Origin of the sequence: Prevotella sp. HMSC073D09, from assembly GCF_001814145.1 — a bacterium.
Classification (GTDB): Bacteria; Bacteroidota; Bacteroidia; order Bacteroidales; family Bacteroidaceae; genus Prevotella; species Prevotella conceptionensis.
The window spans coordinates 47,930-63,637 of record NZ_KV815098.1 but is presented as its reverse complement, the minus strand read 5'-3'; the positions used below and the strand labels follow the sequence as shown (position 1 = coordinate 63,637).

The 15,708-nt window shown below is 46.4% G+C and carries 11 protein-coding genes; 2 read left to right on the top strand and 9 right to left on the bottom strand.

Translation table 11 applies throughout. The annotated features are described in order from the left end of the window. Window positions 1–1,760: 1,760 nt before the first annotated feature. The 9 genes from HMPREF2955_RS08770 to HMPREF2955_RS08730 form a co-directional block, all read right to left on the bottom strand. Window positions 1,761–2,402 (bottom strand): radical SAM protein, encoded by a 642-nt coding sequence (locus HMPREF2955_RS08770; protein ID WP_070722726.1) that lies wholly within the window; start codon window positions 2,400–2,402, stop codon window positions 1,761–1,763. A gap of 7 nt (window positions 2,403–2,409) precedes the next feature. Next, entirely contained in the window at window positions 2,410–3,867 is a 1,458-nt protein-coding gene (locus HMPREF2955_RS08765) for an aminoacyl-histidine dipeptidase (RefSeq protein ID WP_070722725.1), read from the bottom strand. A 43-nt stretch (window positions 3,868–3,910) separates the two neighbouring features. Then, window positions 3,911–4,915 (bottom strand): lysylphosphatidylglycerol synthase transmembrane domain-containing protein, encoded by a 1,005-nt coding sequence (locus HMPREF2955_RS08760; protein ID WP_070722722.1) that lies wholly within the window; start codon window positions 4,913–4,915, stop codon window positions 3,911–3,913. 188 nt (window positions 4,916–5,103) lie between these two features. After that, window positions 5,104–5,874, bottom strand: coding sequence for a YaaA family protein (locus HMPREF2955_RS08755; protein ID WP_070722720.1), 771 nt, complete (start codon window positions 5,872–5,874; stop codon window positions 5,104–5,106). Between the two features lie 73 nt (window positions 5,875–5,947). Next, window positions 5,948–7,960: a YgiQ family radical SAM protein gene (locus HMPREF2955_RS08750; RefSeq protein ID WP_070722719.1), complete on the bottom strand. Its 2,013-nt coding sequence runs from the start codon at window positions 7,958–7,960 to the stop codon at window positions 5,948–5,950. Between the two features lie 97 nt (window positions 7,961–8,057). Further along, entirely contained in the window at window positions 8,058–8,375 is a 318-nt protein-coding gene (locus tag HMPREF2955_RS08745) for a hypothetical protein (RefSeq protein ID WP_019188432.1), read from the bottom strand. A gap of 19 nt (window positions 8,376–8,394) precedes the next feature. Continuing rightward, a complete protein-coding gene (locus tag HMPREF2955_RS08740) occupies window positions 8,395–11,028 on the bottom strand; it encodes a golvesin C-terminal-like domain-containing protein (RefSeq protein ID WP_070722717.1) in 2,634 nt (877 codons plus the stop codon). A gap of 9 nt (window positions 11,029–11,037) precedes the next feature. Further along, window positions 11,038–11,592 (bottom strand): 1-acyl-sn-glycerol-3-phosphate acyltransferase, encoded by a 555-nt coding sequence (locus HMPREF2955_RS08735; RefSeq protein ID WP_070722715.1) that lies wholly within the window; start codon window positions 11,590–11,592, stop codon window positions 11,038–11,040. Between the two features lie 184 nt (window positions 11,593–11,776). Next, complete coding sequence (locus HMPREF2955_RS08730; RefSeq protein WP_070722713.1) at window positions 11,777–12,046, bottom strand: hypothetical protein; 270 nt, start codon at window positions 12,044–12,046, stop codon at window positions 11,777–11,779. Window positions 12,047–12,366: 320 nt separating this feature from the next. On the opposite strand from HMPREF2955_RS08730, the gene HMPREF2955_RS08725 reads away from it, so the two are divergent. Both HMPREF2955_RS08725 and HMPREF2955_RS08720 read left to right on the top strand, forming a co-directional pair. After that, window positions 12,367–14,007: a diphosphate--fructose-6-phosphate 1-phosphotransferase gene (locus tag HMPREF2955_RS08725; protein WP_070722710.1), complete on the top strand. Its 1,641-nt coding sequence runs from the start codon at window positions 12,367–12,369 to the stop codon at window positions 14,005–14,007. A gap of 182 nt (window positions 14,008–14,189) precedes the next feature. Beyond that, window positions 14,190–15,077: a glycoside hydrolase family 25 protein gene (locus HMPREF2955_RS08720; RefSeq protein WP_009229808.1), complete on the top strand. Its 888-nt coding sequence runs from the start codon at window positions 14,190–14,192 to the stop codon at window positions 15,075–15,077. Window positions 15,078–15,708 lie beyond the last annotated feature (631 nt).

Sequence of the window (15,708 nt, the reverse complement as noted above, 5' to 3'; positions counted from 1 at the left end):
CAAAACGCACTGCATTTAGCATCAAAACGCACTGTGTTTTGCGGCATTTATGGGGCTACGCATTAATCTTTGAAAGTCTAAACATGAAGAACTTTACCCCTGCCACCCCTCTCAGAGTACCCTCGAAAACCTTTGTCTTTGAATTGAAAGATTAGGCGAATGTGTTTGTTGCCCTGCTCACAAAGAGGTTGAACACACAGCTATAATGCTCGTATGAGGTCGCTGCAATTGCGTTGAAACTCTTGAATCCCAAGTTGTAGGCCTTCGGTGCCAGTGGGTCAAGGATAGCCTTTACGGGTACTTGGTGGTGTTCTTTGTGAGAACCATGCGCAGGGAGCGTGTAGCAATGACATTGTGCGTGGAACGCTTTCGCCACTCCATAGCCTTAATTGTGTGCCTCGAATCAGGCATATTAGCCAGCTGGCTACTTTTGCACCGCATCTCACAACATAGTGCAGATTGGCAGATGCCCACAATGTGCGAGCTCTCTTCTCTTGCGGTTTTCTTAGGATTAAAGTTAATGTTTGCGAGCTTTGCATCGAGGTTAACTGTTTATACATAACAATAGAAGGATAATTAAGCTTAGGGGAGTACTTAAAGAAAATAACCTTGTTCTGTACTGCTGCTATCGCTCTTCGGTGCTATGCATCTCGGTTGCAAGACCAACTGAGCCCCCTTTCATTTTATTTCCTTGCAAAACAATCGATGTTTCTTGCGCCCCGATTTGGCATGAGCAGCTTATCCTTGTTGTTTAGGCAAAACAATAGCCGTTGTTTTTTATCTCCGAAAGCACCTATTAACGTTTTGTTAAAACAATAAATATATTTTACAAACCACGCTCGTTGGCCGAACCATTCTAGCAAAAATCACCTGCTAAAAGCTATATAAAATGCGTCCAAGAGATAAAATTCCAGCTATTTTTGAGTGCCTATCCCCACCATTTTTGGTCATTTACTATGCTTTTGCATTTCTCTTTGAAGGAAATTTCTCCCAAATTTGCATCCACAACTACTAGAAAATGGAGTCTATGCGCCTGATGTTGCAACGCATTTTGCACCAAAACGCATTGCAATATGCACCAAAACGCATTGCATTTTGCACCAAAACGCGAGGCCAAATGCAGCAAAACCCACCCAAAATCCATGTAAAGCAGTATTTTAGGTGCTATTTATGGATGTTTTGACCATTTTGGATGATAAGGGCTTGTTGGCTCTTGCCGGTGCATTTATTGACGTTCTATAGCCATAAAGTGTGCTAAACAATATGTTTTTTTGTGCATTATTTGTCGTAAATTGCAATAAACCAAACAGTTACAAACTTGAAAAATACGCGCGAAAATCCAACCTCTGCTCGGAAATTTTGCGGCGAAGCCGCTCACAATGTTAAAAGTTGGTACAAATATTTTACAACCTTACGGCTCTTGTTCTGTATCTTTGTGCGACTGTGTTCTGAGTTGTTATAGTCAAACAGAATTGCTTTTGGAAAATAGCTGATAGAAGAGTGCAACGCGTGTACAGCATGGCATTAACAAGGCTTTACGCGGTGTAAAAGTAGGTGTGTTGTTTGCCTACGCTTCATTTGTGGCTTTCCGAATCCAATTCTGTTTGACCATTGAAAGATTATCCCATAAAGATTTATACCGCCAACAATCGGCTGTTCAATATTGATAGGGGGAGTTCGGGCTGTGTAGGGTGTGTAATTGCAGGTAAGAGAAAAGGCATTTGCGACAGTTGTTGGGGCGGATGGGGTGGAAACGTCCCTTATTTCACTTGTTTCGGGTTGATGTAATCGAAACATTCGATATTAACAAGGCCTAGTTTTTTTAGTTCTTCAACGCTGTATTCGATGTTTTCCGGCGTGTTGTGGTTAGGTATGCTAGGAACGCGCACAAAGATATTCTCCTTCGCCACGTGTGCTGTAAGCCATTGCAGGTTTTCTTTTAATAAGCCGATGTCTTTGCTGGTATATTCTAGGTAGATGTCTGGATTAAGGTCTTTAATGTCCACAATGTATGTGTTTACCACGTTTAGCAATCGGCGTAAGTGGCTCTGTGGAACGTATAGGCTCGTTTCCACAGTGATGTTCCATGCTGTTCCGCAGATGTTTCTGAATGCCTTGATGAAACGACTTTGCAAGCATGGTTCGCCACCGCCAAAGGTTACGCCGCCTCCTGTGGCTAGAAAATACAGCTCGTCTTGCTTTAACTCGTCGTATAACGCTTGTGGCGACATGCGCTGCCAACGTCTGCGCGTGTCGTGACACTGGTCGTTTAAACATAACTTGCAGCGTAACGGACAACCGAAGAAACCGACGAGCGTGGTAACTCCATGCCCGTCGGTTGCTATGCGATGCCTGTCAATCCCTATGAGAGGGACTTTGGCGTCGTTGGTTCTGTTTACCATCGCTGGTTTATTTTTGTGGAACTTCTTCCAAAACTTTCTTTAACAAGTCCCAGAAGGGGGCTACCGTTTCGTGTAGGCAGCGTTCGCTGGTGCTGTGAGGCGAACGGATGGTTGGTCCAAAGGAAACAACATCCATGTGAGGGTACTTGCTGAGGATGATGGAACACTCCAAACCAGCATGGTCTACCTTAACGATGGCGTTTTCGTTAAATAGCTGCTTGTGTAAACGTTGCATCAGATTAAGTGTCTCGCTATCGGTGTTTGGATCCCAGCCAGGATAGTCTGCGCTAAGTTTCACATCAAAGCCACCTAGTGTAAGTGTGCCTTTCAGTGTGTCGCAGATATATGCTTTCATCGTTTCGCTAGAGCTTCTAGCTAGTATAAGTAACCTGGCGTTACCATTTTCTATGTCGATGATGGCTAAGTTAGACGACGTTTCAACGACGGTGGGAATGGCAGGTATCATGCGTAGAACGCCGTTGTGGCATCCGAAAATCGATTTCATCACGATGTCCCTATCGGTGGCGTCCATCTGTTTCTCTGGTAGAAGAGCCTTTTCTGCAAATAGTTCTACCTTATCTTCAACAAAACGATACTCTGTTTCAAACAAAATCTTCATCTCGTTGACAATTGAACAGGCCTTGTCTTCGTTGTTTGCAGGGAGGGTAATGATGGTTTCGGCCTTATAAGGAATGGCATTGCGCATGTTGCCGCCGTGCCAAATGGCAAGTTCGGCACTGCATTCGGCAACCAACTTGGCCACAACGCGTGCCATTAGCTTGTTGGCATTGGCTCTGCCTTCGTGTATTTCCAATCCTGAGTGTCCCCCTTTTAAACCCTTGATGGTAACTTTTAAGGCCACCCTGTCTTTGTTTACGGGCACTTCTTTGTAGTTGCGCGTAGCGGTAACATCCACACCGCCGGCACTGCCCACTACAAAACAGCCCCATGTTTCGGAGTCGAGATTAAGTAGGATGTCGCCTTGCAGCTCGTTGGCGGGCAGGTCGTTGGCACCATACATGCCTGTTTCCTCATCGGCCGTGATAAGCCCTTCAACGGGGCCGTGCTTCAAACTCTTGTCTTCCATAACGGCCATGATGGCAGCAACGCCAATTCCGTTGTCGGCGCCCAGTGTGGTGTTCTTCGCCCGAACCCATTCGTTGTCAATCCACGTTTCTATGGGATCGGTCTCGAAATTATGTGTACTGTCGGCCGATTTCTGCGGAACCATGTCCATGTGCGCTTGTAGGGTTATGGTTTTTCGATTTTCCATGCCAGGCGATGCCGGCTTTCTCATCACCACATTGTTGGCAGAATCAACGAACGCCTCTACGCCCACTTCCTTAGCGAAGTTCAGAAGAAAGGTCTTAACTTTCTCTAAATGTCCCGACGGACGTGGTACTTGCGTAAGATTGTAGAAGTTACGCCAAATGCTTTCAGGCTTTAAATTTTTAATTTCACTCATAAAGCGGTTGTTTAAAAGTTAGTAAAATATATGTATGATTTGGTTATTCGACTGTTGTTGCACGCTTTGAGTGCGAGAATGCCAATGCCATCCATCCGTAAACGCCAAGGAGAATAACCAAGAGCGTTTGAACCGAATGCACGATAAGCACAAAATTGAGTGCGGCTGTGCTGTCTACGGCATATAAGATGAGCATAGTTTTCACGGCGAAGTGCCAAGGGCCAGCCCCATTGGGCGTTGGAACCACTACCGCCATGCTGCCAACCACAAACGTAACCATTGCACAAGCCATGCCCAAACCTGCTGTCGCCTCGAAACAAAAGAAGGTTAGGTAATAGTGCAGAAAGTAACTGCCCCATATAGCCAATGTGAAAAAGGCGAAGAGCCATTTGTTGCGTACCTTCCTTATCGAGTTAATGCCTTGCCAAATGCCTTTAACCGTTTCTTTCACCTTATTATATATGGCCATTCTTTTTAGTAAGAAGTGCAGCAATACGGCTACTGCTATGGCGCAAACGGCCGTAACGATGTAGCCTGTGGTTGAGAATTGGCCTACAATGGCATGTAGGCTCGTCCCTGTTTTGGTGAAAAAGCTGTCGAAGATGCTCACCTGTGCCAGTAGGGTTATGGCTGCAATGGCCAATACCAATAGCGAATCGATGGCACGCTCGGTAACAACGGTTCCCAATGCCTTAGCAAAGTCTATCTTATCATATCGCCTTAGCACTGCGCAACGGGCAAACTCGCCTATTCGGGGGATAACTAAGCTTACGGCATACGAAACGAAAATGGCATGTATGGCTGTCGATGCCCTGGGCTTTTCGCCCATAGGTTCGAGTGTCTGTCGCCATCTCCATCCCCTAAACACTTGGGCCATGATGCCAAAGGGGAAGGAAAGCAGCATCCAAGTCCAGTTCATTTCGTGGAGCATAACGCGCTCAACCTGTTTGAAATCAAAGCCGCGATACATCCAATACAATATCGCTCCGCCGAGGAAGAGCGATAGGGCTACCTTGAATGTGTCGTTTATAATTCGTTTGACTTTCAATTTTTCTCGTATTAATACCCTGCAAAAATAATGCAAATCGTTGAAAGCGCAAAAAGAAACAGGGCGTTTTTGTGGCCTTTATGCTGATAAAATGCTTTTTATTGTGTTTCTGTTGCCATGAGATAAGCCGTGTTTGACTTACGATTAGTTGTAAGAACGAGCTTTAAAAGGCAACAGAAGAAAGCGGTTTAGGGTGCGCCGAGGACGAAAAGTGGCGTTTTGCCATTGTCAATCCACTCTGCAAACTTAAACCCTTCGTATTCGAAAGCGAGCAAGTCGTCGGTATTGGTTATCTTGTTTTTGATGATGTAGTTGGCCATTGCCCCGCGACACATCTTTGTGTACACCACAATTGTTTTCCTGCCACGGGCATTCTCGACCATGAACTGGGGCTCAAAGATTTTAACTTTCTTCTTTACCTCATTCCAATCGAAGAGCGATTTCATCTCTTCGCTTGCAAGATAGGCAAGCATGCCATTGTCGTTGCTTATTGATTGGATGAAATGTTGGGTAAGACGAGGTTTCCAATAGTCGAACAGTCGTATGTCGTCGTGGTTTTGTAAGCGCACATAACCTTCCAAACGATGTGGCTTTATGGCATCGAGTGGCCGTAAAAGTCCGTATAGAAAGGAGGTTATCCAAAGGTGTTGGTTGGCAAAGCAAATGTCTTCTTGGTTGAAACTGCTCGCTTTCAGGTGCTTGTAGGCCATGCCTGTGAATGCAAGAGCAGCGTGCGAAGTGTCGCCTGTTTGCAGAAAATGCTGATACCTGAGCCAATTTTGGTTGGCTAGCTTGCTGTTAATTTTGAGCATTTCTTCCAATTCTTCCGTTGAGAAGTTCATCATTTCGGCCGCTATCTCCTGGGCAGCTGCGATGAAATGCGGTTCGTTGGCACGTTCGTTAGGGAATGTTATGGGCTTTGTGGCCATGTCTTTGGCGCACGATAGAAGTATTTGCATGCTTTAAAGTGGGTTGTGTATATCGTTTTTTGATGTGTAGAGAAAGCCAATGGCATACCAATATTGCCGTGGCTTATCTTCGCTTACCTTTCGACTTATTTGGTTTTCCGTTGTGGAAATTTGGGTTGAACGATTTTCTTTCAGCCGTTTTAGGCGAAGGTTTGGGCTCGTAAGCCTTTTCCGTGCGGCTGTTTTTATGCTCACGATGGTTCTTATCATCTTTCTTGCCTTTGCCCGAACTTTGCTGTCTGCCCCAATCGTTTGAGGAATAAAGTTCGTTAATCAGTTCGGGGCGACCAATCTTTCTAAGTTCGCGCTCGATGTTTTGCCTTTCTTCCTTCTTATACCAAAAGAAAAATAGCCTTTGGTTGTTCTTGTCTTTGGGCGTTTTGGCACTGAAAACGGGTTCAAGCGTGTAAGGATCGTAACCTGTGTACCATGCCTCGGTGCTCACGGTCATGGGCGTTGGGGTGAAGTCTTGTATCTGTTCGAGATGGAAGTCAAGCCTTTTGGTACGCACGGCCAAGTCGGCCATGTCTGCCTCCTTACACGCAGGATGGCTGCTCATGAAGTAAGGAATGATTTGTTGCCTAAGATTTTCCTCCTCATTTATCTTGTCGAAGATGCGCTTAAACTCCTCAAACTGTGTGAAACTTGGCTTTCTCATGCTACGCAACACCTCATCGCTGGTGTGTTCGGGAGCCACTTTAAGACGTCCACTTACATGATGTCGTATCAACTCCTTAGTATATTCCATCGCGGCATCGTTCACTTTCTTGTCTTTGCTCTTGTGGAGCAGCAAGTCGTAGCGTACGCCACTTCCGATAAAGCTTTTCTTTATCTCTGGTAAAGCATCTACGGCACGATATATTTCGATGAGTTTCGAGTGGTCGGTATTGAGGTTTGGGCATATTTCGGGATTGATACACGACGGCCGTTTGCACACTTCGCACGCTTTTTTGTTGCGCCCAGCCATGCCATACATGTTGGCCGATGGTCCGCCTAGGTCCGAAAGATAGCCCTTGAAGTCGGGCATTTGCGCCACTTTCTTCACTTCATTTAGTATGCTTTCTTTCGAACGGCACACCACGAACTTGCCTTGGTGGGCTGAAATGGTGCAGAACGAGCATCCCCCGAAACATCCTTGGTGCATGTTTACCGAGAATTTAATCATCTCGTAGGCTGGAATGCGCTTGTTTTTGTACTTGGGGTGGGGCAAGCGAGTATAAGGCAGGTCGAAAGTGGCGTCTAATTCTTGGGTCGTGAGTGTGGGGTAGGGTGGGTTAACCACGGCATACATGCCGTCTACTTCTTGCAAAAGGCGTTGTGCATGCACCTTATTGGCCTCTTCTTCAATGTGTTTGAAGTTTTCGGCTTGCTTGCGTTTGTCTTTCAGGCAGGCCTCGTGGCTGTTCAAAATGATGTCTTTATCGGTTATTCCGCCAGGAACGCTGTTCTTGTCGACCATGAAAACGGTTTGCGGAATATGGTGAATGGTGCTAATGTGCTGCCCGTTTTCGAGACTAGCACACAGCTCTAAAATCGACTTTTCGCCCATTCCATAGAGTATGATGTCGGCTTTCGAGTCGCATAGAATGCACTTTCTCACCTTGTCTTGCCAATAGTCGTAGTGCGTAAGTCGGCGCATAGAGGCCTCAATACCCCCTAAAACCACAGGCACGTCGGGGTAAAGTTCTTTGAGAATTTGCGTATAAACCACCGTAGGATAGTCTGGACGGCAGTCGTGTCGGCCGTCTGGACTATACGCATCTTCTGAACGGAGTCGCTTATTGGCTGTGTATTTATTTACCATCGAGTCCATGCAGCCGGGCGAAATGCCGAAGAACAGGCGCGGAACGCCTAGTTTCTTGAAGTCGCGATAGTCGCCATGCCAGTCGGGCTGCGGCACAATGGCCACCTTATAGCCCGCCGCTTCAAGGCAACGGCCAATAACGGCCTCGCCAAAAGAGGGGTGATCGACGTACGCGTCACCCGAAAAAAGGATGACATCTAGCTGTTCCCATCCCCTTAGTTCGCATTCTTTCTTTGTGGTGGGTAAGAAGTCTGTTAACCTGTAATTGTTCAATGCAGTTCTTTATCTGTTGACAAGTTAGCGGGGTTACGAGTTAACGAGCCGTAATCCTTGCCTTTACATTAGAATTTGTTTTAACGAAAAACGTACTTTATTCTGTTACCGAAGACTTGTTTGCGTTGGTCTTCCACTCGATATAGAGCAACACGAGCTGGTGTAAGCCAAAGGCTTTCATGTTGTTGTTATAGATAACGTCGAGACAGAGGTCTAACAACGCTTTGTCTTTACCTGTTTCCGACTCCAACAACGACCTAACGTTATACTTCAACTTGTCTAAAACCTCCTCGTCAATGATGCCGTTGCTGTCTACAAGGTTTTTGAGTAAGGCGTACTTGTCAATCGTTTCCAAGTGTAGGTCGCTCACGTCGATGGTTCGCGTTCCCGAATTATTGGCTTGAATTTTATACATATCTGTATTGGTTTAATTATTACTTCATTATCGTGTCGATGGTTTCGGCCATTATCCGCCTGCGGTCCTCGCGGTCCTTGATGCACTCTAACGGAAAACCGAAAAGATGACTTCGCCGACTGCCTGCCACGTAAGCCACTGATGCAGGCCACCATCCAGCGTAGCGATAGCCCGTTGTAGCATTGTCTAATGGGCTTAATACGTCTACCATTTGGGGCGCGTAGTGCACGGCATTGGGCGATTTGTAGAGCAAAGCCACAACGCTGTCGCGCGGAATAGAATCTGTATCGCTCGCCAAAGGCCTGATGGCAGCGAGCAGTGTGTCTGTTCGCACCGCACCTTCGAACGATGCCTTGAATACATCGGCCAAGAAAACTTGCTCTAACGAGTCCCTCATGTCGGTGCCAACGTATGCTCCGCTTACAATCAATCGACCGTTATTGCGACTGTATTCGCGTATAATCTTTTGAACGGTGGGCGTGAACGTCTTGTATTTCACGAGCGAATGGCCGTCGTTGCGTTGCAAGCCCAATGCGATGTCTATGCACTGATAGCGCGAAAGGTTACATAATCCTTTCTCAACGGCCTTCATAGATGCCGATACCACATTATATTTCTTTATTGCCGCAATGTCTTCAACGTGTGTTCGGGCGGTGTTTTGGTCATTGCCTGCAACCAATTGCCCTTGCAAACTTGTATCGCTATATCCTAATCCCTGCCATCCGTCAACGCCAGCAGCCCTTTTGTTGAAGTTCTGTTGGTAGCCAACCCATGCCGCTTGTGTACCCAAGCTCACTCCGAAGTCTTCGTTTAGGTCGAAACCTTGTTGTAGTGGCGTGCTGATTACAGCTGGGGAGGAAAGTCTATCGAACCCATCGACCACTAAAATGGTGCAGGTGGCCTCTGGTTGGTAATATGCCGAGAGAGTTTCTGTTGTGAAACTCTCGCCTCCTTGGTTCACTGCCGCCACCTTAAAGCTATATGTTGAGTGGGGACGCAAGGAGAGTTCAATCTCGTTTTGCTTAACTATCCGCCCGTTGTCAAAGCCTGCTGAGTCGATAGCCGTATATAAAATGTACCCCCTTGGTTTGGCCGTAGGTTCTAGTTCGTCTTTTGTTTCGCTCCATCCCAGCTTTATTCGTCCGTTGTAGAGGTAGTTGATGTGGAAGTTGGAGGGTGCAAGTGGACTGACAATAGCCGTTGTTGCATGTTGGTTGCACATAAAACGGAGGATGCTTTTGTACACGGCACGCGCCAAAGTGAACTTAAAGTTGGGGTCGTGACCTAGCCGCATGTCGGGGAAGTTTTGGTGCGACAGTGTCTCCAAGATAGCCGAAGGAATGTCGGGCATTCGTGTTTCCGAATAGTTCTTGTCGATAAGTTCGCGAATTTCCCATCTTCCAAACTTTTGCACTAAGTCGTTGTGGATTGTTTCGAGCATGCTTTCGGCGAAGTTCAACGATAGGTTTCGCGTTACGCCGGTGGCCAATCGCCCGTCGTTAAAGTAGGAAGTGCAGATGGCCAGCGAGCCAACGATGTTTTTACTCTGTTTGTCTGCTCCGGCATCGCTGTGTATTCCTAAACATAGTTCAATAGGAATGCCTAACCCCGGCTTAGTGGGCAGAAACACCGAACCACCAGCCCACCAATTGCTTATTAGGCCGCGAGCGTTTACATCGTCGCCATAATCATCGCGTCCTTCTTTCGAACTGTACACTTCTTGCGGCGCGCCATACCATTGTGCGGCGTACCTAGCCCCCTCCAAAGCCCTTGGCATGCCGCTAATGTTTCCTCCGCGATGGATATTTCCCATACCTCCACCGAAACGAACAGCATCGGCCGTTACCATTCCATCCCTTGTACAGACATTGTTTAGCACCACACAATTGTTTTCAGAACACCCCTTGCCAAAGTCGAATGTGCCTAGATACACCCACGTTCCGCCTCCCATGCGCTGGTTTACGCTGATAGTAGTGGCCTGTCCTTTGTGATATACGGTGTATAGTGCATTATCTGTACTTTTGGGTAGTGTTTGGTAACAAACATAAACGGCTTTTTCCCCATCGTTCTTAATTTGGGGGATGAAGGCAATTTCACTTCGTTTGTCTTCTCGTTGAACGGTTCGTGCCATTCGTGCCGTTCCCATTAAAAACGGATTCTCGCCGTCGGCATAGGTTGTTCTTGGGTTGGCAAAGCCGCTTGCAGTTGTGTTTCGCCAATGGTGCAGTCCGTTCTTCTCCTTATATATATGGTTATATATATGATTGTTGTTGGCATCGTTGTCCACAATCACCTCTTCTGTTTGTAGGTCGCGCTCTCTTGGCGACAACACTATTGCCCCTGCCTTTTCTAGCATGGGAATGAGATAAGGCAACACGATGGTGGGCGTGAAGAGGTCTTCGTTGGTTCCGAAGAGCGGCGGACGTTGCCATTGCCACGAGTTACGTTTGGTTTCGTAGTACAATCCATGACTGGCCCAGACGGATAAATACCTGCCCCCCAGCCCTGCCGTTATGTTAAATGGCTTAGATAGGTTGGTGGTTAAGGGTCGCCCTTGATAGTCTAAGTCAACTAAGAGGGCATTGGGTTGCGCCAGAGCGTTGGTAAAGCATGCGCATACGAGCAGGTTGCACCACAAAAGAAACTTATTCATCTCAGTGTGTTACACGTCACCAATGGTGAACAGTTCAGGATTTTTGCCTTTGAAGTTTTTGAAATACAGTTTAATCTCTTTCATGTCGGTCTCAACATCACCCGTTGGTTCTATCATCCGTGTACATTCAATCAGCTTGCGTTCGTAGTCAACGCCATATAGCAAGATAGGTATGCCGGCCTTTTGTGCGATGAAGTAAAAGCCTTTCTTCCAATCGGGGTTTAGCGAACGCGTCCCTTCGGGTGTGATGCAAATGCTGAAAGAGTCTGCCTTTCTTGCCAATTCTGCAAGATTGTCCGTCATGCTCGATTTCTTATCGCGCCATACAGGAATGCCCCCTAGCTTTCTCCATATAGGGCCAAGTGGCCAAAAGAACCATTCTTTTTTCATGAGAAAACCGCTGGACATGTTTTCTGCCCTAGAGAAAAGCAGACCAATAAGGAAGTCCATGTTGCTTGTGTGGGGTGCCAAACAGATGATATACTTCTTCGGATGTGCCACCGTGATGTTGGTTTTCCATCCCATACGTCGGTATAGTAACCACGCACAGATATTCTTTAACATTATTTGTTGTTTGCTAACTGTAATTTCTTACTTTGTTTTTCAGCATATCGAACTGCCGCCACGGCAGTCGTTAGCCATTGCCGCGAAACCTTGTTCTCTCGAACGCTTGTCCTTCGCAGCTTATACTGTTATCTTCATTTCTTCTTTTCGGCTCTTAATCTTTCACCTTCGGCCTGATGTCGGGCTATTGCAGGTGTGCTATTTGGTCAATAACTTCCGAAACGGTGTTGTTGAAATCCTTTATCAGCTGTTTGTAAAACACCTTTGAAGGCATGCCTGGTTCGGGGTGCGAAATTCTCCTTACAAAGTCGTTTTGTATGTTGATAATAGATGCCAGCAACGCGTTGATGTTGTCTTTATCGGCATTTTGGGAGTAGAGCGAAGCGGCCACGCCCTCCGCAAACAGTTCGGAACAAATATAGTTCACGCTTTTTTTCAATTCTCTTTTGTTCATACTGCATTAAATTTTAGGGGTGTCCCTGCCCCGTTAAAACGATGATTGTTGCAGTTGATTGCACAATGGGCCTTCAACCAAAAGCCAAAGATAACAAAAAATATGATACCAAACACTATTTGGGCAAAAAAATATGCCTTAATTTTCATTTGTTGCGTTTTTCTGTTTGAGTGTGCAACAATTTTGGTACTTTTGCAGTAGAAGAAGTAAATGGGTTTGCTGCAAACGTGTCTTGTTTGGTGGCAAATAGCCGTTAATCACTGTTTACAGTTTGTACATACGTTTTAATTTTATCATATTTAAGTAATTCAAATAAGAGAATGGAAAAAAGTGCATTGCAGAAAGCGAGAGCTTCTTACCAGCCCAAATTGCCAAAGGCACTTCAAGGTGCAGTGAAAGTGAGCGAGGGCGCTCCTACAAAGAGTGTAGACAATCAGGATGAGATTAAGAAATTGTTCCCCAACACATACGGAATGCCCTTGGTTGAGTTCGTACAAGGCGACGAAATGCCTTCGAAAGAAATAAACGTGGGCATTATACTTAGCGGCGGACAGGCACCTGGCGGTCACAACGTGATTTCGGGATTGTTCGACGAGGTGAAACGCTTGAACCCCAATAATCGCCTTTATGGTTTCCTTATGGGTCCTGGCGGACTTGTAGACCACAATTACATTGAAATAACGGCCGACTTCATTGACGAGTATCGCAACACCGGCGGTTTCGACATGATTGGTAGCGGACGTACGAAACTGGAAACAACCGAGCAGTTTGAAAAGGGCTTGGAGATTATCCGCAAGTTGGACATTAAGGCCATCGTTATTATCGGCGGCGACGACTCGAACACCAACGCATGCGTATTGGCCGAATATTATGCAGCCAAGAATTACGGCGTACAAGTTATCGGTTGCCCAAAAACTATCGACGGCGACTTGAAGAACGAGCAGATTGAGACTTCTTTCGGTTTCGATACTGCCACAAAGACTTACAGCGAGCTTATCGGAAACATCGAACGCGACTGCAATTCGGCCCGCAAGTATTGGCATTTCATTAAGCTGATGGGACGTTCGGCATCGCATATTGCCTTGGAATGTGCCTTGCAAACCCAACCCAACATCTGCATCATCTCCGAAGAGGTGGAGGCCAAAGACCTAACGCTTAACGATATCATCGAAGAAATTGCCTCGGCTGTGGCTTATCGTGCCGCTAACGGACAAAACTATGGTGTTGTGCTCATCCCCGAAGGGCTTATTGAGTTCGTTCCAGCCATCGGCAGGCTTATCCATGAGCTGAACGACCTGCTGGCAGCACATGGTGCCGACTATAAAGACCTCGACAAAGACGCTCAACGCGCTTACATCATGTCCCACCTTTCGGCCGAGAACAAGGCAACATTCGAAACGTTGCCCTATAGTGTTGCCCGCCAATTGTCGCTCGACCGCGACCCGCACGGCAACGTACAGGTATCGCTCATCGAGACAGAGAAACTTATTTCTGAAATGGTAGAGGCCAAATTGGATGAATGGGCTAAGGATGGCAAATACCACGGCCATTTCGCTGCTTTGCACCACTTCATGGGTTACGAAGGCCGTTGCGCCGCTCCCTCTAACTTCGATGCCGACTACTGTTACGCCTTAGGTACAAGTGCTGCGCTGCTCATTGCCAGCGGCAAAACGGGCTACATGGCCGTAGTGAAGAACACCACGGCCCAGGCAGATGAATGGAAAGCAGGCGGAGTGCCCATCACAATGATGATGAACATGGAAAGACGTAGCGGCGAGATGAAACCTGTTATCCGCAAGGCTCTGGTTGAACTCGACGGAAAACCTTTCAAAGCTTTTGCAGCCAAACGCGACGAATGGGCAAAAAACACTTGCTACATTTATCCTGGTCCTATTCAATATTGGGGGCCAAGCGAGGTTTGCGATGTTCCCACACGTACATTGCTTCTCGAGCAAGCGTAACATTACACAGTGAAGACAAGAACCCACATCTTTGCGGGGTGGGTTCTTGCCCTCTTCCATCTTATACCATCAAGTTATAGCCCTAACCAAAGGCTTTGTTGGGGCTTTGTTTTCAATCCCATTCAGACACTGGTGAATTCTCATACGGCCACAAGGCAGTATAAGCGCAACGCTATTGATATATGGCAAGAAAATCTTCAACAAAGGTTCGCAATAAAAGAAACACAAGGAGAAGTGGTGGTCGCGGCAGACGTCGTGCCCGTTTCTTCTACTGGCTCATTCCCGGCTTTCTTCGTTCGTCGCACCGTTGGGCGTGGTGGCTAGGCGGTGTGGGCGTGGTGTGCCTTTATGTATGGGTGTTTTATTATTTCTTTGTAGGCCCTACGGGGTTTCGTTGGCGTGCTTTGTATGGCGATGCAAATTATCCAGACGGCTTTGCCATTCATGGCATAGACATATCTCACTACCAAGGTGAAATTAATTGGGACAAGTTGAGCGACGCAACCATCGACGGCTTTCCGCTTAAATTCGTCATTGTGAAGTCGACAGAGGGTTCGTCGGGTATCGACGAGAACTTCAACGACAACTTTTACCAAGCCCGCGAATACGGTTTTATTCGTGGCGCTTACCATTTTTGGAGCAACAAGTCGTCGGCAAGGGCGCAAGCCAACTTCTTTTTGAAACAAGTGCACCTTGAAGAAGGCGACCTGCCGCCGGTACTTGATGTAGAACACAAGCCCAAGAACCGCTCGGTGGAAGATTTTCAGCGTGACGTGCTGACTTGGCTGCACATTGTTGAAGACAAGTACCACGTTAAACCAATCATCTATACCTATTATAAGTTCAAGGAACAATACCTTAGCGCACCTGTGTTTGACGACTATCCTTATTGGATTGCCCATTATTACGTGGAGAAAGTGGAGTATAAGGGCAAATGGAAGTTTTGGCAACACACCGATGCCGGCCGTTTAGACGGTATTCGCGGATATGTGGACTTGAATATCTTTAACGGCTCCTTTTACGAACTGAAACGCCTAACTATCGGTTCGGAACGTATCTTTGGCGAATAAAATAGGCATAGCTATGTTGTTAAGCCCACAATTCAGCTAACCTTGTTTCTTTAAACCTGAAATACGCCGCAAGTAAAGTTTTTAATTTGTTGATTTGTAGCTGTTTGTAATAAATGTCTTGCAGACGTTGTTCAAGTAGACATCTATTATGCTTTACTTGATGTAACGATTGTATTTAGTTGGCTGTGAACACTGCTTAAGCTTAAAAACTTAACAAACTTATAAACTCAAAAAATCTCGAACTTTTACACTCACACACAAGTGGTCTTGGCTTTTAATGTTTCTATACAATGCGAGGAAGTTTATTATCTTAGTGCAGTAAAACAAGATAAACACGCCTCTTTCTGTACGAAGTACCGTACTAAGATACGATAAGAACTGAAATTCTATCCCCTTCGTCTGTGGCAAAGCGTGGTTATGCCTTGAAAAAAGGAATAAACTCATAAACTAACGGCATAACGCTCTGTCCAACTCGTTAGCTTGCCAACTAAACCTCTCGTCAACTCGCCAGCTTGTTATCACGTCACCCCAATTACCCATTGCTCGTCAACTTGAAGTTCTGTCAACTTTTCAGTGTGTTTTTTAACATTCTGAGTGCCCTTTCTGGTCACCAATCGCCCACCTTGCCGCA